This window comes from Brevibacillus sp. MER 51, from assembly GCF_023714195.1.
Lineage (GTDB): Bacteria > Bacillota > Bacilli > Brevibacillales > Brevibacillaceae > Brevibacillus.
Genome location: NZ_JAMAUS010000007.1, coordinates 20,059 through 38,435, shown reverse-complemented (window position 1 = coordinate 38,435; position 18,377 = coordinate 20,059). Strand labels below are relative to the sequence as shown.

The 18,377-nt window shown below is 45.2% G+C and carries 24 protein-coding genes; 6 read left to right on the top strand and 18 right to left on the bottom strand.

Features of this window, described 5'->3' with window-relative positions; genetic code table 11:
• Positions 1 to 2: 2 nt before the first annotated feature.
• From M3630_RS16175 to M3630_RS16140, 8 genes are all read right to left on the bottom strand, one after another.
• On the bottom strand, positions 3 to 902 hold the full coding sequence (locus M3630_RS16175) for a YqaJ viral recombinase family nuclease (RefSeq protein ID WP_251252725.1): 900 nt from the start codon (positions 900 to 902) through the stop codon (positions 3 to 5).
• A 797-nt stretch (positions 903 to 1,699) separates the two neighbouring features.
• Positions 1,700 to 1,921: a hypothetical protein gene (locus tag M3630_RS16170; protein WP_251252724.1), complete on the bottom strand. Its 222-nt coding sequence runs from the start codon at positions 1,919 to 1,921 to the stop codon at positions 1,700 to 1,702.
• Complete coding sequence (locus M3630_RS16165; protein ID WP_056495786.1) at positions 1,905 to 2,147, bottom strand: hypothetical protein; 243 nt, start codon at positions 2,145 to 2,147, stop codon at positions 1,905 to 1,907. The genes M3630_RS16170 and M3630_RS16165 overlap by 17 nt, the downstream gene beginning before the upstream one ends.
• Before the next feature lie 51 nt (positions 2,148 to 2,198).
• Positions 2,199 to 2,615: a hypothetical protein gene (locus tag M3630_RS16160; RefSeq protein ID WP_251252723.1), complete on the bottom strand. Its 417-nt coding sequence runs from the start codon at positions 2,613 to 2,615 to the stop codon at positions 2,199 to 2,201.
• 7 nt (positions 2,616 to 2,622) lie between these two features.
• Entirely contained in the window at positions 2,623 to 3,171 is a 549-nt protein-coding gene (locus tag M3630_RS16155) for an XRE family transcriptional regulator (RefSeq protein ID WP_251252722.1), read from the bottom strand.
• 454 nt (positions 3,172 to 3,625) lie between these two features.
• Positions 3,626 to 3,763: a hypothetical protein gene (locus M3630_RS16150; protein ID WP_251252721.1), complete on the bottom strand. Its 138-nt coding sequence runs from the start codon at positions 3,761 to 3,763 to the stop codon at positions 3,626 to 3,628.
• Positions 3,760 to 3,942, bottom strand: coding sequence for a hypothetical protein (locus M3630_RS16145; RefSeq protein ID WP_251252720.1), 183 nt, complete (start codon positions 3,940 to 3,942; stop codon positions 3,760 to 3,762). The genes M3630_RS16150 and M3630_RS16145 overlap by 4 nt, the downstream gene beginning before the upstream one ends.
• 13 nt (positions 3,943 to 3,955) lie before the next feature.
• Positions 3,956 to 4,213, bottom strand: a complete 258-nt coding sequence (locus M3630_RS16140; RefSeq protein ID WP_056495772.1) for a hypothetical protein — start codon at positions 4,211 to 4,213, stop codon at positions 3,956 to 3,958.
• Between the two features lie 143 nt (positions 4,214 to 4,356).
• On the opposite strand from M3630_RS16140, the gene M3630_RS16135 reads away from it, so the two are divergent.
• The 4 genes from M3630_RS16135 (at position 4,357) to M3630_RS16120 (ending at position 7,812) form a co-directional block, all read left to right on the top strand.
• Positions 4,357 to 4,767 carry a helix-turn-helix domain-containing protein gene (locus M3630_RS16135; RefSeq protein WP_251252719.1) on the top strand — a complete coding sequence of 137 codons (411 nt, stop codon included), beginning with the start codon at positions 4,357 to 4,359 and terminating at the stop codon, positions 4,765 to 4,767.
• Positions 4,768 to 4,853: 86 nt separating this feature from the next.
• On the top strand, positions 4,854 to 5,480 hold the full coding sequence (locus M3630_RS16130; RefSeq protein WP_251252718.1) for an ImmA/IrrE family metallo-endopeptidase: 627 nt from the start codon (positions 4,854 to 4,856) through the stop codon (positions 5,478 to 5,480).
• A 2-nt stretch (positions 5,481 to 5,482) separates the two neighbouring features.
• Positions 5,483 to 6,931: a recombinase family protein gene (locus M3630_RS16125; RefSeq protein WP_251252909.1), complete on the top strand. Its 1,449-nt coding sequence runs from the start codon at positions 5,483 to 5,485 to the stop codon at positions 6,929 to 6,931.
• Between the two features lie 257 nt (positions 6,932 to 7,188).
• Positions 7,189 to 7,812, top strand: coding sequence for an NAD(P)-dependent oxidoreductase (locus tag M3630_RS16120; protein ID WP_251252717.1), 624 nt, complete (start codon positions 7,189 to 7,191; stop codon positions 7,810 to 7,812).
• Positions 7,813 to 7,875: 63 nt separating this feature from the next.
• On the opposite strand, the gene pepF is transcribed toward M3630_RS16120, so the two are convergent.
• A complete protein-coding gene (gene pepF / locus M3630_RS16115) occupies positions 7,876 to 9,786 on the bottom strand; it encodes an oligoendopeptidase F (protein ID WP_251252716.1) in 1,911 nt (636 codons plus the stop codon).
• 357 nt (positions 9,787 to 10,143) lie between these two features.
• Between pepF and M3630_RS31180 the strand changes: the two genes are divergently transcribed.
• Positions 10,144 to 10,230, top strand: coding sequence for a YjcZ family sporulation protein (locus tag M3630_RS31180; RefSeq protein WP_017246824.1), 87 nt, complete (start codon positions 10,144 to 10,146; stop codon positions 10,228 to 10,230).
• Between the two features lie 224 nt (positions 10,231 to 10,454).
• Here M3630_RS31180 and M3630_RS16105 read toward each other — a convergent pair whose 3' ends face one another.
• The 4 genes from M3630_RS16105 to M3630_RS16090 form a co-directional block, all read right to left on the bottom strand.
• On the bottom strand, positions 10,455 to 11,234 hold the full coding sequence (locus tag M3630_RS16105) for an Ig-like domain-containing domain (RefSeq protein WP_251252715.1): 780 nt from the start codon (positions 11,232 to 11,234) through the stop codon (positions 10,455 to 10,457).
• Positions 11,235 to 11,348: 114 nt separating this feature from the next.
• Positions 11,349 to 11,558, bottom strand: a complete 210-nt coding sequence (locus M3630_RS16100) for a DUF951 domain-containing protein (protein WP_007720174.1) — start codon at positions 11,556 to 11,558, stop codon at positions 11,349 to 11,351.
• Between the two features lie 15 nt (positions 11,559 to 11,573).
• Entirely contained in the window at positions 11,574 to 12,449 is an 876-nt protein-coding gene (locus M3630_RS16095; RefSeq protein WP_173612511.1) for a mechanosensitive ion channel family protein, read from the bottom strand.
• The gene (locus tag M3630_RS16090) at positions 12,446 to 12,727 is read right to left on the bottom strand and encodes a putative Se/S carrier protein (RefSeq protein WP_251252714.1); all 282 of its coding nucleotides are present in this window, start codon (positions 12,725 to 12,727) and stop codon (positions 12,446 to 12,448) included. The genes M3630_RS16095 and M3630_RS16090 overlap by 4 nt, the downstream gene beginning before the upstream one ends.
• Positions 12,728 to 12,940: 213 nt before the next feature.
• Here M3630_RS16090 and yyaC point away from each other — a divergent pair, with 213 nt between their 5' ends.
• Complete coding sequence (yyaC, locus tag M3630_RS16085) at positions 12,941 to 13,546, top strand: spore protease YyaC (RefSeq protein ID WP_106656921.1); 606 nt, start codon at positions 12,941 to 12,943, stop codon at positions 13,544 to 13,546.
• 89 nt (positions 13,547 to 13,635) lie between these two features.
• Here yyaC and M3630_RS16080 read toward each other — a convergent pair whose 3' ends face one another.
• The 5 genes from M3630_RS16080 to M3630_RS16060 form a co-directional block, all read right to left on the bottom strand.
• Positions 13,636 to 14,535 carry a diacylglycerol/lipid kinase family protein gene (locus M3630_RS16080; RefSeq protein WP_353057243.1) on the bottom strand — a complete coding sequence of 300 codons (900 nt, stop codon included), beginning with the start codon at positions 14,533 to 14,535 and terminating at the stop codon, positions 13,636 to 13,638.
• A gap of 168 nt (positions 14,536 to 14,703) precedes the next feature.
• Positions 14,704 to 15,417 carry a DUF554 domain-containing protein gene (locus M3630_RS16075; RefSeq protein WP_251252712.1) on the bottom strand — a complete coding sequence of 238 codons (714 nt, stop codon included), beginning with the start codon at positions 15,415 to 15,417 and terminating at the stop codon, positions 14,704 to 14,706.
• A gap of 30 nt (positions 15,418 to 15,447) precedes the next feature.
• Entirely contained in the window at positions 15,448 to 16,602 is a 1,155-nt protein-coding gene (locus tag M3630_RS16070) for an aminotransferase class V-fold PLP-dependent enzyme (RefSeq protein WP_237899737.1), read from the bottom strand.
• 20 nt (positions 16,603 to 16,622) lie between these two features.
• On the bottom strand, positions 16,623 to 17,468 hold the full coding sequence (locus M3630_RS16065) for a ParB/RepB/Spo0J family partition protein (RefSeq protein WP_173612515.1): 846 nt from the start codon (positions 17,466 to 17,468) through the stop codon (positions 16,623 to 16,625).
• On the bottom strand, positions 17,465 to 18,223 hold the full coding sequence (locus M3630_RS16060; RefSeq protein WP_173612523.1) for a ParA family protein: 759 nt from the start codon (positions 18,221 to 18,223) through the stop codon (positions 17,465 to 17,467). The genes M3630_RS16065 and M3630_RS16060 overlap by 4 nt, the downstream gene beginning before the upstream one ends.
• Between the last annotated feature and the right edge of the window lie 154 nt (positions 18,224 to 18,377).

Here is an 18,377-nt window from a genome sequence, read left to right as displayed (position 1 = left end):
TCCTATGATGATTTTGGTAGGTAAAGCCGTGTATGTGCCTTTTTTACAAAGTTCATTTGTTTCTCAGCAATTACTGAACGTGTAACTTTCTTTTCACCAATCCAACCAATGGCGTAATCTTTCATGGCGTACATGATTTTGTTCTGAGCTTCGGTTTTCAGGAATTCATATTCCTTGATCCTTGCGGCTGCTTCGTGATACTGCTTAAGCCACTCCATAGCCTCATTGGGGAGAATGATTTCTTGTCCGTTAGACTCTGGATAAAGTTGCTTGATCATCTCTGCTGTTGTTTCAGCACCGTCCATCGCTGGGGGAATATCCTCTTCAACCAGTCGCCAAAAATCAGACTCGATTTTGATTAGATGGGAAATTACCTCGTCATTCCGATCAACACGCTTGTGACGGAAATCATTGCCGCCTATCAGAACAGCGATGTAGGCGAACTGTAGGCCAGTCACAGCGAGGTAATGTTGAACCTGCAAGTAATAATGGTCGGGAATCTTTTCGTCGTCCCATTCAGAAGCAAAGTATTTGTCAGCAGTCTTGCACTCTAAGACTCCTTGCTTCCCGTCCTCGTAGATCAACCTATCGAGGTTAGCCAGCATGAATGGATATTCTCGATGTTGGAGCATTTCATGAATTGGCTCGATTTTTAAGCCAGTCCGTTCGGCAAATTCGTCGGCGACAACTGGTTCTAACTTTCGTCCGAATCGAGCTGCTTGTGATTCCTCTTGTGAAGGCTCAACCTTGCCAGTCTTTTCGAGCCAGACGGTTATTGGAGAACGATACTTGCTAAAGCCAGCGACAGAACCAGCGTCCGAACCGCCAATTCCTTTCTTTCTCAACTGGAGCCATTCTTGATATGGCATGTTTTCCGTGGAGACCAGTTTCAAAGCTCCCACAGAACCACTCCCTCTTGTGTTAAATCACTTGATAAGCAAATATTAACTTGATTCCCAATCGTGCTTTAAGACCGAAGACTCAGCGTTGTAGCGCTGGGTCTTTTTTATTTTTATCGAGCAGATACTAACGACAAATTTTTGGAGGTTTTTCCATATTATTGTCGAATGCTGTTAAGTGTCTAAAATTACCAGTCCAGAGAAAGGATGCGACAAATTTGGCGAATTTTTATTACTACAACAAGAATCTGGATTCTAAAGGCAATCATGAAGTTCATACAAGTGAATGCTCCTATCTTCCAGCCGCACTAAACCGTGTAATGATTGGGTACGAAAACGATTGTAATGCTGCGATTCAACGAGTAAAAAAAGAAACAGGGAAAACAAATTATGACGGATGCTATCACTGCTCTTATCCATGTCATAAGGGATAATCCATTGAGAGGGGAAAACCCCTCTCTTTTTATGGCATTGCATTCTCGAAGTAAAATTGATTAACCGCATCAATATTTTCCTTCAAATCCTTTTGAGTAAAGCCTAGTTTCTGACACTCCTTGCATATCATCGTTATCAATTCCGCTTTTCTGTCGGTCATCCCGAGTTCCCCCCTTCTCTTAAATCACGAGGCCGCCACCCTCCTAAAACCTCTACGGCAGCCGTTGTAGTTCCTTGCCTACGCCACGTCTTGACCTCGCTATGTATTACTTGGAGGTTCGAACCTCCGTGGAAAACTCAGTTCACGTGCGACTCTCAGATTTTGAAAGGTCGGCCGAATTTTCCACGCAGGGCCGAAGCCCACGTTACTTTATCAAGCGTCTTGCCTGTTCCCTTATCCCCTCTACGAAATCCTCTTGATTCATCGTTGCTTTCCCCTCAACAAGAAGCTCCAATTCTTCGATAACATCCCGTACCGTCCATTCAAGTCCGCTGCCATCAACATCAAAAGCTAAGGGTTCCAATTGCCGCTGTCTGTTCGGCTCTGTCCGTTCGACGTGCTCCGGAAAATCAAGCAGTTGCTGCATGGATCACAACCTCCTCTGGCTGTTTTACTGGTTTCAAGCTATTTAGAAAGTTGCGTAGACGCTCAATCTCGTCCCAGTTTTGCAAGATAACCTCTTGCCCCTCAGTCACTTTGGAGAATTCGCTGATTTTCAAACTTCCGTTTGCCGTAAATGCGGCCCAGCGATCCCCTTTCGAATCAATGTTTTCTACTGCGATAATGCCTCTATCTAAAAGCGATTTACTCATGGGCTTGTCCTCCTCTACACTGTTGTGGTATTCTTCTAATACAGTGTTTTTCTAAGCCGTCCGTTCGTCGCGGGCGGTTTTTTCATATTTCAGGAATGCTGCAACTTCTCTTGCTTTCAAGAGAACCGCTTTCCGCTTGCCCTTCACCATTACATAAGGCGCTTTAAAAAATCGACTCTCCCGCTTTGCCTTTATCTGACGTAGTCGAGAAGCAAGCCACAAAGCTTCTGACGCCTTGCTGTTTGACAATCCCCTACCTTCTTCGACTGCTCTTTCCAATGCTTTTGCTGTTTGTTCAAGCTGTTCTTCGTCCAAATAACCAGGTTTACCGCAGTACATTTCAAACAGTGTATTTGCTGTTGAAATTATCCGTTTGCCTTGCCATTCATCACCCTCACGATCAAGCCTGACCTTTTCTTTTACCAAAGCTCCAATTACTATGAACAACTGCTCTTTATCAAAAACCATGTACTGATCACTCATGACGTCCTGCCCCTTTCATCACTTTTATAAAACCTTTGCTCAAAAGCTTTGTTTTGTGTTTCGTCCATTGAGCAATCCAGCCCAGCTTTCCTTCCTTTGTGATCACCGCCGCCATGTGTGTTGTCGATGTAACCACGTCCAACGTCTCTTGGATCAAGTGTTCAATCTGATGCTTTTCTGATGTACTCCATGTGGACGGCGGTTTTAAAAGGATGGGCTGGACCCGCCTTATGGCTAGAAGCAACTCCTCGACTTCCTCTACCGTTTTAGCAACAACGGTGTGCCTGTTTAGCTCCACATTGTCGCCATCCAAAATGACTGGGCTTGTACCTGCTGACGACTCATAAGCTGCTGCAATTGAAAGAAATGGATTGTTTGTCACTTGTATAGCTTTCGACTTAACATCGGGCGGCGTCATAATTCTCCCCGTGGTGTATGAAGAAACTGCCTCCCGGCTTACATTAGCTTCGAAGCCGAAAGCTAACTGTGTCATGCCCGCCTCTTGAAGTGACTGACCTAACTGTCTACCAAAGTCGCTCATTTGTTCGCACCATCCTTACCAGCGTTATTCGATTTTCGATGTACAATGAATCCAAGCTCACTTTCCAGACTCTCCCTCGGCAGCCATATGAGCCGAGGGCTTTCTTTTTCTGATCAGTTCATGAAGCCTTTCTTTGTAAGCCAGAAGCTTTGGAAGCCGACGTTCCCGTTTCTCTCGTGGCCATTTTGCTGATTGTTTGACTTTCTTGGTGTACCAACCGATGCGTTTAACCAAATGATCGAGTTCATCTAACAAATTGATCACCTCACTTTCCTTTCACACAACTGCATGCAGCGTCGAGTCTTGGCAGTGACCCCACCTTGACCTTGTTTCACCCTTACCCGGTGATTTGGTGGAATGTATTATGGCGCGGCTCCCTGCTTTCACAGATCAAATCGCTCGCTCCCGCTCTTCGGCGCTCTATGCAGTTGTGTGGTTTTTTCTCGGAGCAGTTTTACAGCTTCACCAGAAGGAACGTATACCGTCCGTTTCTCTTCTCGATGTCGTATAACGTCCAGCCTTCTTGAAGCAGATCGTTTGCTTCTTTGGCACTGGCGGTTTCATGCAGGCCGTTTATTTCGGAGTAGTTCACTGATTTGCCACCCTCTTCACTACGTGAACCTCATTGGTCGTCATCGTTGCGATGGCAGCTTTACACGCAGCGACCAGATACGGGAAGTTCTCTGGTCTATCGCCCAGAACTTTCGTGGGGTCTTTACGACTTACAACCCTGTGGCCTACAACGCGGATTTGTGGACGTTGTTTTTTCATGAGTTAACTCCTTTCAAGCTGGAACACCACTGTCACACGAATGTGACAGATCATCCAAAAAAAATATGTCTTCAAATGTATGATCTGGAAAAGCCGACAGTACTTTAGCGATAAAATCCTCTCCAAGGGAAAAGCGTTTATCACTTGGAGGAAGTTTTGCACGCCATAACTGACTTCTAGAGACACCTATGAATTCAGCAAATCTCTTGTCAGTAAACTTCAACTTATGCCTAAGATCATCAAGTACACCGGGTTTTAAAAGAACCTTCACTGTTGCACCCCCTTGTCTCACGCTTGTTACACAATTAATTTAACACGGTTGTAACATACTTGCAACAATAAATTTCATGTATGTTACAAAAAACGTTTCATGAATGCAACGTTTTTTGTTATGATGAGGATGGTGATGTGACTATGAACCTAAAAGAGTTTGGTATTTTCTTTGCTGAACTGAGAGAAAAAAGTGGATATAGGAGTCAGCGAGAGCTTGCCGAAAAATCAGGGGTGAGTCACTCTACGATCAATCGGCTTGAGGCTGGAACAAACAAAACCAGTATTGAGACTCTAAAATCACTCGCTCCATATCTCAGAGGAATAGAGTACAACGAGCTAATTAAAAAAGCTGGTTATTTAGAAGAAACTAGCGCCCTTTCATCCACAGCAAAAAGGATTCCTCAAAATGAGAACGCCCCAGTCCAAGGCTTGGCTTTTATCGATGGCGGAGTGGAAGAACTAGATGAGGAAGAAATGGACTACCTCAAAGAAAGCCTAGAGCTATTTAGGAGAATGAAAGAACGGAAAGCAAAGGAACGCAAAGGAAAATAGCAACTAATCTATAAAATGCCCTAAAATGGGCATTAATTTTAACTGATAAACCGAACAAACGTTTGTTGATTGAGGAGGTTTTAATTTTGGACTATACACACTACAAAACTTCCCCTCTCGAAGAGTGGATCAACGAGATGTACTTTACACACTCGATCTATACACCTAACGACCTTGACATACACCGTATCGCTGAGGTGTTTGGTGGGGAAATCTTGTATCTACCAACAAGATCGCATGCTTATTGGGATGACGATGGCACTGGAGAATTTTTGATTAGCCTTGATAGCCGTTTAGACAATCCTGTTCAACGATCCCAGTTTTTTCATGAGCTCTGTCACCCACTCCGTCATGTTGGAAATCAGAAAGTGTTACCTAAAGCATTTCGTGATCTTCAGGAAACACAAGCATCTCTATTTCAGCAGTATGCTGCGATCCCTTTCTTTATGGTGCAGAAGCTTGAGGTGCCGTTGTATGAAAAGAATGTCGTTAATTATTGGGCACATGTGTTCAATGTTACAGTGTCACTTGCCTTACGGCGTTATAATCAAATAAAAAGTCGAATCATTCAAGCAAAAAATGATCTTAAACTCCTTTCCTACCATCGAAGTTTGTATCGGAAAGCCAATCTGGCTAATGGGTGTAACGAAGCAAAAGAAATGTTCAGGGTAGCCATACAACGAAAAAAGGAAAAAGAGGTTGTTTATAAGTGAGTATGCGTATAGCTGGTTACATACGTGTAAGTACCGAAGAACAAGCTGAAAAAGGATTTTCTCTTGACGAGCAGCGCGATCGTCTGAGTTCTTATTGTAAAGCAATGGGATGGCCTGCTCCTACTATCTACGAAGATGACGGATACTCCGCCAAAGATTTGCGTCGTCCCGAACTTGCTCGCCTGCTAAGTGATGTAAAGACGGAAAAATACACATTGATCATTACAACTAAATTAGACAGGCTCTCGCGCCGTCTGTTCGATATACTTTCGGTGATCGATTATTTAGAAAAACACAATTGTAGTTATGTATCTGCGTCTGAAGCATTTGATACGACAACCCCTGCCGGTCGGATGACGCTTCAAATGCTCGGTATGGTGGCAGAATTTGAGCGTGAGCGTATTTCTGAACGTGTCCGAGATAACATGCGATCAATCGCGAGGAAAGGCGAAAAGATCATTTCAAGGCCCTGCTTTGGTTACGAAGTGAAGAACGGCTCTTTAGAAATAAATCTGGAAGAATCACTAGCTGTTCACCAAATGGCAAGATGGGCATTGGAAGGACGTGGGGCATGGGAAATTGCGAAACGTCTTAACGAAAGAGGCATAACAACTAAGGATGGTAACCAGTGGCAAGATAGAGTTGTTCGTGAACTGTTAAAGCGAGAAACACTTGTTGGGGATTTTGTTTACAATCGTACATACCGGAAAGGCACACGGATTTTAACCCGTCCCGAGGAAGAATGGATTCGCATAGAAAACCACCACGAACCGATCTTGGATCGTGATACCTTTGATGCTATCCAAAAAATTTTCCAGTCCCGCAAACAATCTGCAAGTAGATATGTCGACGAAACAAATTACCTCTTAACAGGGCTGCTTGTTTGCACTCATTGCGGCGGAAAGATGGTTGGACGCAAAGATTCGAAGCATGGGAAAAATATATACTTCCGCTATGTATGCAATACTTACATGAAAAAAGGTGGCTGCTACTTCCATCACCTTCTGCGTGATGACTTGGAATTTACTGTTATAGGTGAAATCAAAAAAATTGCAATTGCCGATCCAAATGATCTGGAAATAACCGTCGCTAAAATAAATTCGGAGAAGCGAGCTGACAAAGCTTCCATTCAAGATCGCCTTCGTAAATTGGATTTGAAAGCTCAAAGACAGATTGAAGCTTATGAGGATGATTTGATTACAACTCATGATTTGAAAAAAGCCAAGGAAAGAATTGAAAAGGATCGACAACATTTGCTTGAGCAGCTAAAGGAGATGGAAAAATCGGAGCAGGAAAACGCCGGGGTTATCGTCCAACAGAAAGTGAAACGATTAATTGATGATGTATTGTCTCTCGACCGTATGAAATCAAAAAATGCAATTCGGCAACTCATTCATCATGTAAATATTTCGAATGCATCTGAAGTGGTAATTACCTGGTATGCTGATTAACTACTCGGATTGTAGGGAGACCTACAATCCCGCATGATGCACCCATCTATATACACTCCCTCATCATCATCCTGACATCCTTTTAAGTATATAGATTTGGTTTTCAGATTACAATTGTCTCCTTGTGGAAGCTTTTTTACTTGTCTCTTCCTGTGCTCATCATAGCTCCAGGTGGTGGGACAAAAAAAGAAATGCTAGACTAGACAAACAGAATCTGTTTGCTACGGTAAAATAAATGGTACGAGGTGACTACAAAAATGAAACTCTTACTTCTCGGTGCCACTGGTCGCGTAGGAAGCCATATCCTCGACTATGCACGAAAAGATGGTCATGAAATAACCGTTCTAGTTCGCTCAGCAGACAAGCTCCTTCATCTGGCTGATGAAAATCTGCACGTTCTGACCGGAAACGTCCTCGCTCAAAAGGATGTTGCATCAGCCATGCGTGGAGTTGACGCAGTCATTAGCGCGCTCGGGACAGATAAAGCAACGACGTTATCCGAAGGAACTCCCTATATTATTGAAGCAATGAAACGTGAAGGCGTGTCACGCATTATTACGGTGGGCACCGCCGGCATCTTGCAAAGCAGAGTTTCTCCTGACCTGCTTCGCTATCAATCCAGTGAGTCCAGACAAAAATTGACGCGTGCTGCCGAGGAACATCACAAGGCATTCTCGCTCTTGGAACAGTCTGAGCTCGATTGGACCATTGTTTGCCCGACTTATTTGCCAGATGGCGAGTATACAGGCACTTACCGGGTCGAGGCTCATCAGCTGCCTGTAGATGGGATGCAAATTTCCGTGCCGGATACGGCGGAGTTTACGTATCAGCAGCTTTCTACTTCCGAGTACGTGCGAACGAGAGTCGGCATTGCCTACTGATACATACAAAAAACAGGCTCCTATCCGTAATGGAAGGGAGCCTGTTTTGCTTCTATTGCTTCTTTACTTCTCGTTTACCAGCTTTTCCAGCTCATTTAATGTCTCTTCAAAGATTTCCATCGCTTGCTCGATTGGCTGGGACGTGGACATGTCCACCCCTGCTGCTTTCAGCACCTCGATAGGCGGAGCAGAGTTACCCGCTTCGAGGAAGTTTTTGCGAACGCGATCCACTGCTGGCTGACCTTCATCCATAATTTGCTTCGCTAATGCTTGTGCAGCGGCAAAGCTCGTCGAGTATTGATAGACGTAGTATTTATAGTTGTAGAAATGGCTCACACGTGCCCATTCCATACCGATTTCCTCATCGGAAACCATGTCTTTTCCGTAGTACTTTTTGTTGATGTCGAGGTAGATCTTCTTGATCGCTTCCGCATTCAAAGATTCCCCGGCTTGTTCCTTCTCGTGAATCGCTCTCTCAAACTCCGCAAACTGCGTCTGACGGAACAGCGTAGAACGGAAGTTTTCCAGATAGTGATTCAAGAGATACATCTTCTCTTCCTTCGTCTTCGCCTTCGCGTACATGCTCTTGAACAGCAGAGTTTCATTCATGGTCGAAGCCACTTCTGCCGTAAAGATTGGGTAGTTGGACGAAATGTACGGCTGGTTTTTGTTCGTGTAATAGGACTGCATCGCATGTCCCATCTCATGGGCGATCGTATACACATCGTCGAGCGTACCTTGGTGGTTCAACAGTACGTATGGATGTGTGTCATAAGCACCCCATTGGTAAGCACCCGTGCGCTTGTCATCGGTGGAATAGACATCTACCCAGCCGCCATCAAGGCCTTCAGACATTGCCTTGACATAGTCGTCACCCATTACCTGCAAACCATCAACGACAATTTTCTTTCCTTCGTCGAAGGAAATATATTTGTCATCAGATGGAACGATCGGCACGTAAATGTCGTACATGTGCAATTCCTTCACGCCAAGCATTTTCTTTTTCAAGGAAATGTAGCGATGCAGCAATGGCAGATTGTCATTTACCGTGTCAATCAGCTCATCATACACCTTCGTGGGTACGTTGTTCGGTGTCAGGCTTGCCTCCAGCGCAGAATCGTAATTGCGTACCGCTGCGTAAAAATTATCTCCTTTTACTTTGGCAGCCAATGTTGATGCAAACGAGTCTTGGAAATCGATCAGAGCCCCATAATACGCTTTGAACGCTTCTCTGCGCACATTTTGATCTTTGCTTTCCATATAGGAAATGAAATTGGCACGAGTCAACTGAACTTCCTTGCCTGTCTCATCTTTGATTTTAGGGAACCTCACGTCTTTGGACAGCATGCTGTAAATATTAGTAGGCGCACCGCCCAATGGCGACGATTTCGCCAAGAGCTGCTCCATATCCGCAGAGAGTGAGTACGGCTTCGTTCTCAGCATGTCTTCGATAAACAGCTTGTAAGGCTCAAGCTCCTTTTCTGACAGTAAGCTCTTTATTTTGTCATCGGGAATCGCAACGATTTCAGGCTGTACCCATGAAGTTTTTTCTGTGACAAGCGTGTACATTTTCTCAGCGCGGTCTCCCAGCTTTTGCAGATCAGGATTCGCGGAGTTTACATCGAGAGACATGTTTGCATACACGTATGCTTTGTCATTTAAGCGCATCAATTCAACATAGTCATCGAATGCCGCTTGCATGGCAGCAGAAGATGTACCCAGCTTGCCTTGGTGCTTTGTGAAAGCGTTTGCTAAAGATTCAACCTTAGCAACATCCTTTTCCCATTCCTTAACAGTCGGATAAATATGATCCAGCTTCCACTTGTACGCATCTGGGATCTCAGTGCGAGTTTGATAAGAAGGCTTCTCAGCAGCAAGAGCTACCGCCTGCGTGCTGTAAGGAATGAATGGTACGGATACTGTCGACAATGCAATGGCCAAAGCCGTAACTGATGCAAATACTTGCTTCTTCAAATCTCAATCGCCCCTTTTCTTCTATCTATTTTTGCCAAAATTATAAGTGTGTAATTATATTTTCACCTGCCAAATTCCTTCTTACTAATAAAAATTTTTCAAATATTCAATAACAACCGTCAATTTATCCAGAGAAAATTCACTTTTGTGGATAAGTCTGTGGATAAATATTTACTAACAACTTTTTATCCCCCTCAGCATTTGCAGACACTCCTTTTTTCTGCAAAAAGTTGTCCACATTTTCTGTGGATATGCTGTGAATAACTTATTTTCCTTGGAACTGGGGCATCCGCCTATACCTCGTTGTGGGTTCCTACATAGCATGAGTATTGAAACTACGGTAGGAGGTGTTAGCAAGTGGGTATCTTTAACGGCTTCGACGATTTCGCGCTGATCTTGGTTCTGTTCATCCTTCTCGTTATCGTAGGTTGCGACTGCGACTAACCTACTCCGCTGCCATCCAGCCTATCTGAAGGTAAGCTTGCATCCTCAGCAGCCTTACCTTCTCCAATTCCACATAGATCATAGCCAAGGCAATGCAGCCTAGGGATAATGATCAGTCATAACCTACGTACTATCACCGGGAGATACATTTGATCGTACAAAAGGAAAAAGGATGCGCCTCTATTGGCTGCATCCTTTTTTTTATCCACATGCTTGAACCAGAACTATTTCGACCCGGTCTGAAAAGTTATCCACTGCGCTTGATTTACATTACCTGCTGTGTCCTTTACCAAACCGGCGATAAGACTTACCTGATATCTCGTATGTGGCTGCCATTTTCCTTTTGGCTTCACAGACAACATCCGCTTGCTTTTGTTCCACGTAATGGTATGCGGAACAATAATCCCTTTTTCATCTGTCACACGAACTAATGGCCCGGCCGTTTTGCTGGATAGGACTCCACCACTAACCAAAGCAATCTCTTCTACAAACTGGAGTGTCACTTTATCCTGAAGCGATACATGTTTAGCCCCGTGTCCGGGCAACATGACTGCTTGCGGAGCGATATTATCCACAGGTTTTCTCGTTTGAAACGTGCTGGCCAGCTCTGGATTCAAATTGCCTCGCTGATCCTTCAACTTTTTGGCCAGCAGGCTCACTCGATAAGACGCCCCTGCTTCCAGATTGCCTACCGGATCAATCATCATGCTTCGATCTGTTTTGTTCCATTTCGCCGTAAAACGAACCTTCTTTTTTTTCGTATCCGTGAGCGAAATGATCGAGAGACCAGACTTGTCGGTGAGCTCTTGCCCATTTTTTAACGAAACCGGTCCCGAAAACGTCAGTGTAATGATTTGATCCGGGTTAATTTCCGCCGATTTGTCAGCTGGGGATATTTTCACTCCCCATTCGTTTGCCGACTTTGCCCACACTCCCTGTGATGGAACCAGGAAAAGCGCTAGCACTACTACCCATTGCAACCACCGAACACTCATCTTTTTCATCGAACCCCTCCCGTCTAAAACGATGAAACCGCTCCCTGAAGAATATAAGCGCGTCGATTCATCGTTTACAGGCATTGTAGAAAAAGACAGATGGGTTGATCAAAGAAATATGGTCTATGCTTGCGGTTCTTCCTCCGCGCGAATCAGTATCTTTTTCAGCTTGCGTTCAAATTCTAGTCGTCCAATCATTACACTATGATCGCAACCCGTACATTTGATTCGCACATCCATGCCCATGCGTATGACTTTCCACGCATTCGTGCCACATGGATGCGGCTTTTTCATCTGTACGACATCCCCCAGTCCAAATTGCTTGCGTTCCATTTCTCTTTCTCCTCTCTACACTGTTCCCTTTCCAGACACCGCGACGATTTTTGGATACGGAATTTGAATCCCTCGGTTGGTTAATTCCGTTCTGATCTTCGCACGTAAATTTCGATTGACTCCGTGATGGGTGTTCGGCTTGCACTCAGCCGTAACACGGATGATGACCTCGGAAGGTCCCAGTGCATGTACCCCCAAAATCTGTGGCTCAGCTACGATATCCGTCAATTCTGTTTGAGCCGATGCCAATACTTCTTTAAGCACAGACTCCACTTGGTTCAGATCCTCTTCATACGCTACAGATACGTCGACAACCGCTAACGTATTTTGCAAAGAAAAGTTGGTCACTTGATTAATCGTGCCGTTTGGAAAGATGTGTACCTCCCCCGTCCAGCTTCGCACCTTTGTAATGCGCAGACCAATCTCCTGCACCGTTCCTGTCAGATTGTTGATCGTTACGACATCTCCGACAGCAAATTGATCCTCAAAAATAATGAAGAATCCCGTAATGATATCACGCACGAGACTTTGCGCCCCGAAACCGACTGCCAGTCCCAGTACCCCTGCGCTTACCAAAACAGGGCGCAAATCAATGCCCAACAGCTGCAAGATCATGAGAATCGCCAAAAAGTAAATGCCGTACTGAACGATATTGTTGACGAGCACCCGCATCGTGTCCACCCGGCGTTGATCCATTTGTATCTTGCTTCCGTGGCGGTGCTGGAACACTTTATTTACGCCTGATTGCACAACGGAAACGACGATTCGCGATAACAGGATGATCGCGGCTATTTTCAGTACAGCCATCCCTATATTTACCCACATATCTGCATCTGTCACATACGCATATACCTGAGCATAAATTCTTTCAAAGAAACTAGCTTGATTCATTCCTCCCGCTCCTTCTGCTCCCCGTTTTCGTCGACCTCGCTATACTGGCCAAAAAACTGACGGAAGTATCCTCGTATTACCACTTGTTGTTCCATCATGATCGCTTTCGCTCGTGAGTAATCCGACAGTGAGAACTCAATGGAAAGGGCACAGCCTGCCGTTATTTCTTTTGGCGTTGGTCTTGTATCAATTTCAATATCTTCGTACTCCAGCAGCATTTCTGCCCGCAAGGCTTGCTGCGTGGAATCAAACGCGATCAGCACTGTCTCTCCTCCCATTTCACTCCCCCTTATCTCTTTCACGCAAACTGCCATAGGCTCCTCTTATTTTACCTGTTCGTTTTCATGCATGCCAGCCTGCTGAGTTTTCAAAACCTACGTAACTTTCCCATTAGCAGGTATAAAAATGTCATATCGGTACGATACTGTGAATACTTTTATATAACCTTTTACAGGTTGGTTTAAGCCAAGTCGGCAAGAGTGGGGGTTTCCATGAGTACATCTGATAATCGCAAGGATTATTCTTTGCCACCTTTTAAAGTGGAATACCGCAGTGAAAACGCAGACGAGCATCTCGCCGGTCACCTTGCCCAGCGCTTTCGCTTAAATCGGTTCGATGACGACCTTGTCATTGTATGTATTGGGACAGACCGTTCTACTGGTGATGCCCTAGGCCCATTAGTAGGAACCAAGCTCATCGCACAGTCACCTCGTTTTTTGCAAGTGTACGGAACGCTTGAGGACCCTGTACACGCCATGAATCTTAAGGAAAAATTAGAGCTCATCCACACGAATCATCCGACAGCTACACTTATTGCGGTCGATGCCTGTTTAGGTCAATTTAGCCACGTCGGAAACATCAATGTGATTAATGGTCCACTAAAACCAGGGGCTGGTGTAAAAAAAGAGCTTCCTCCTGTTGGTTCCTTCCACATTACGGGGATTGTCAACGTAGGGGGATTCATGGAGTATTTTGTCCTTCAAAATACCCGGCTCTCCATCGTCATGAACATGGCAGATATCATAGCTTCCGGACTGGCCAAAGCCGTAACACTGGCTTCTACGCCTAGTCGATTCGATAGTGTCTTATATGATTGACCGTTTCTTTCTGCAAAAGGTTCCACCCCTCTTTAGAAAACTTGCTTTTTGATCTGTTCTCTCCCTCAACGGATGACAGGTCTATTTTTTTATACATAAATCGTCAGGTACTTTTCGATCACTTGGGCGCTGATCGGCGTTGGCGCTACACTTTCTCCATCTGCATGGACAGGCAGCTGTCCCGCTGCTTGTATCGTTATCTGCTTGCCCCTATAAAACCGGACAGCCGGATGATGACGATGAGCTCCTGTGAATATTTTCGGAAAAGCAGCTAACAATCCGAGTCGGCTCACACCACTTACTACGCAAATGTCTGCGATGCCATCGTCCGGGATAGCATCGGGACAAATCAGCATTCCTCCTCCGTAATTCGGAATATTGGCAGCGACAACTAGCCAGACAGCCTCTAAACTAGCCTCATGACCATCAACGTTCAGTACGATGTCACATGGCTGATACGTACATACGACGCGAATCACCGATATAATGTAGGCGAGTGCTCCGAGCTTATACCGATTCAGCCAAGCTTTGTACACAGCTTGATCTGTTATCTTTGCTACCTGTGCATCGAATCCAGCCCCAATTGAATTCACAGCTACTTCTCCATTCAATAAAAGTAGATCGATTCGCTTTTCCCCTTTTTCCGACAGAATTCGCTCTAATGCCTGTAACGGTTTCATCGGAATTCCATGTCCGCGAGCAAAATCATTCCCGGAACCAGCCGGCACCAATCCAAATCGACAATCTTGTTTTGATTCGTATATCCCGTTTATCACGCCTCGGACAGTACCATCCCCTCCGACAGCAATGATTTTATTTACTCCCTCTTTTTCAATCAGCTCTTTTGATAATTTTTCGGCGTCCCCCTCTCCTGATGTCAACCTGACATGAAAAGGCGCTCCCAGACGTCGTAGCGTCGCCTCAATTTGCCTCCATACTTTCAACCCTGTGCCATTACCTGATACAGGATTGACGATAACACCCAACATAACCGTTCTCTCCCCAAACATGCTGTCGTACTGTATTGTTCCGTCCCGCTTATCCATCCTTGCTCGCAAATCGAGTTTTTGTATCATATTATCGCATGCTATTTTTATCGATGATAGTTGATTTTTCATAAAAAAAGACTCCTCCCGAAGGAAGAGCCTCTCTGCGAACTATGAAAACAGCTTTGAAATCCAATCGATAAAGGGAACTCCGACTGCTGCAATCAGTAATGCTGGCATCATGTTGGCTACCCTTATCTGTTTGATCTCCAAAACGTTTAATCCAATGGCAATAATCATCAAGCCACCTACCGCCGTTACTTCTACCAGGATCGCATTCAGCATCGTTTCGCTCACCACACTGTAAATGCTCGTAGATAATAGCGCGATCATGCCTTGATATAAAAACACGGGCACTGCCGAAAAGATGACACCGATTCCTAGCGTTGATGCGAAAATGATCGCAGAGAATCCGTCTAGCATTGCTTTCATAAACAGTACCTCGTGGTTGTTACGCAAACCACTGTCCAATGAACCTAGTACAGCCATGGCTCCAATACAGTACACCAGTGTCCCCGTGATAAAGCCAGTGGCGATACTGCCTTGGCTCCCCCCAACTTTCCTTTCCAGCCAGTGACCCAGATTGTTTAAGCCTTTTTCAATCCCAATCCATTCACCTATTACTGTTCCTAGCACAATACTGATAATCACGAGTAAAAAATTATCCGAACCCAGGCACATTTTAATGCCCAACACGAATACGGCCAGAGCAATTCCTTGCATGACGGTTTGTCGCATCGACTCCGGAATTCGCTTCAACATTCTGCCTAACAATGCCCCTAAGATGATTGCTCCGGCGTTGACCAATGTTCCCAGCAAGATCACTTGCGCTGTCCCCCTACAGATGCCTTACCCTTACACAAACGCTGCTGCTATTTCCCGAACAGCGTTATGAAGCGCTTCTACATCTTTCTCTGAGTTAAAAATTCCAAAGCTGGCTCGAACCGCTCCACGTTGCTCGGTACCGGCAGTCTGGTGACCCAGTGGCGTGCAATGAAAACCCGATCTCGTCGCAATCCCGTATTGTTGATCCAGGATAAACGACACCTCTGCTGCATCCACCTCTCCGATATTAAAAGCAACCACGCCTACACGTTCGATCTCAATCCCCGGTCCGTAGACATGTACACCGTCGATTGTCTGCAATCCAAGGATCGTTTGCTTCACCAATTCCCATTCGTGCTGACGAATGTTGTCCACACCTTTTTCCATGACAAAATCAACACCTGCTTGCAGCCCTGCCAAACCAACCGTATTGAGTGTCCCGCTTTCGTATCGGTCTGGACGAGTTGTCGGTTGATCAATCGCTTCAGACTGACTGCCTGTCCCCCCATGAATCAAAGGTTCGAGATCAATGTCACTCCTCACGTACAAACCACCTGTACCTTGTGGACCATACAGCCCTTTGTGCCCAGGAAAAGCAAGCATATCAATATTCATTGCCTCTACATCGATAGGCAAAACACCAGCAGACTGAGAAGCATCCACCAAAAACGTAATTCCGTGCTCTTTTGCCAGTTTTCCCAGTTCTGCTACAGGCAGGATAACACCCGTCAGATTGGAGGCATGACTCACAACGATTAACCTTGTTGCGGGTGTAATTGCCTTGGCAAAATCCTCTACATAGAATTGATGGTCTTCTCTCGGCTCGACAAAAGTAGCTGCTACTTGGTTGTTTTTGCGCATGTACTCGATGGGACGTCTTACCGAATTATGCTCGACAGACGAAGAAACAACATGATCTCCTGCTTGTAAGAATCCTTTTATCGCTTGATTAAGCGCTTGAGTGGCATTGAGATAAAAAAAGAGGTTATTCGGGTTTTGAATCCCAAACAACCGTGACACTTGCACTCGTGTCCGAAACACAGCTTTACTCGCTTTCATCGCCAGTGCATGTCCACCTCGGCCAGGATTTGCAGCAAAATCCTCGATGACCTCGGCCATCATTTCTTTGACTGCCGGTGGCTTCGGCCATGTAGAAGCTGCGTTATCCAAATAGATGATCGCCATGACTACCTTACCTCCTGGACTTACTTCTCTATATTCAGCATTTCGATGATTCGCTCCAAGTCTTCCTGTGAATAGAAGTCGATTTCGATCTTGCCGCGCTTTGTTCCTTTTTTAATCTTGACCGATGTTCCAAAACGACTGCGTAGTCGTTCCTCCATCTCGATCAATACTGGCTCGTTTTTCGCTGGCTTTTTCTTTTTTGTTTCACGTGAAACATTGAGCTGCTTCACAAGCTCTTCCAGCTGACGAACACTTAATCCTTTTTCCACCACGTCATTTGCAAGCTGTTGTTGTACTTTCTTATCAGTTACCCCAAGCAAAGCGCGCGAATGTCCCATGGATAGTTCGGCTGCCGAAACCATTTTTCGGATCTTCTCCGGCAGTTGCAGCAAACGAAGCATGTTGGCTACATGCGGTCGACTCTTCCCAATCTTTTGCGCAAGCTGTTCTTGTGTATAATCATGGTGGGAAATCAGCTTGTCATAAGCCTCTGCCTCTTCGAGTGGATTCAGATTTTCCCGCTGCAAGTTCTCAATCAGGGCAATCTCCATTAATTGCTGATCTGTGTACGCCTTTACTACTACCGGAACCTCTTTTAACCCCGCTACCTTTGCAGCACGCAGTCGTCTTTCCCCAGCTACTAGCTCGTAACCTTTGATACTTTTCCGAACAATCAGCGGTTGGATGATTCCATGCTCTTTGATCGACTGTGCCAGTTCCTCGATAGCTGATTGCTCGAATTCTTTGCGGGGCTGATAAGGGTTAGGACGAATCTCATTAATGGAAACCTCTTTTACCTGTTCCCCTTCTTCGATGAGATTGGAAGTAATAAGTGCATTCAGCCCTTTTCCCAATCCTCTACTCATACCCCTACCACTTCCTTCGCCAAATCAGTATAGACTTCCGCTCCTCGTGAGCGTGGATCGTACGTAATGATGGCTTGTCCGTGTGACGGTGCTTCACTCAAGCGTACATTTCGAGGAATAATTGTCTTGTATACTTTGTCCTGAAAATACTTCTTCACTTCTTCAATCACTTGCAGACCGAGATTCGTACGTGCATCGAGCATCGTCAGCACAACACCTTCGATAGCAAGCTGTGAATTCAAATGTTTTTGGACCAAACGAATGGTGTTCAACAGCTGGCTTAAGCCCTCAAGCGCATAGTATTCACATTGGATTGGAATTAAGACCGAATCAGATGCTGTCAAAGAATTAACGGTCAAAATCCCCAAGGATGGCGGGCAATCGATAATGACGTAATCGTACTTGTCCTTGACTACTTCCAGTGCCTTTTTCAGACGAACCTCACGAGAAATCGTAGGAACCAGCTCGATTTCCGCACCTGCCAATTGAATGGTGGCAGGGATGATCATTAATCCGTCAATTTCAGTCGGCAAAGTCGCATCGACGGGGTTGATATCATTGATCAGGACATCATAAATGCAGTACTTTACATCTGCCTTATTTACCCCGATCCCACTGGTGGCATTTCCTTGCGGATCAATATCAACCAGCAGCACCTTTTTCCCCAATGCGGCCAAACAAGCACTTAGATTGACGGACGTAGTCGTTTTCCCGACGCCGCCTTTCTGGTTCGCAACCGCAATGATTTTTCCCAACTTCTCCACCTCTTTTTTGTCGTGTAGGAAAGCTTGTGGCTTGACCAGTACACTCTCCAATACGTCTTTCAAAGTCATCTTCTGTATCCTCATCTAGTTAGTCATTCGAGTCTATTTACGATTTGCTCGTATTCTTGTAAAACGATAATCTTTT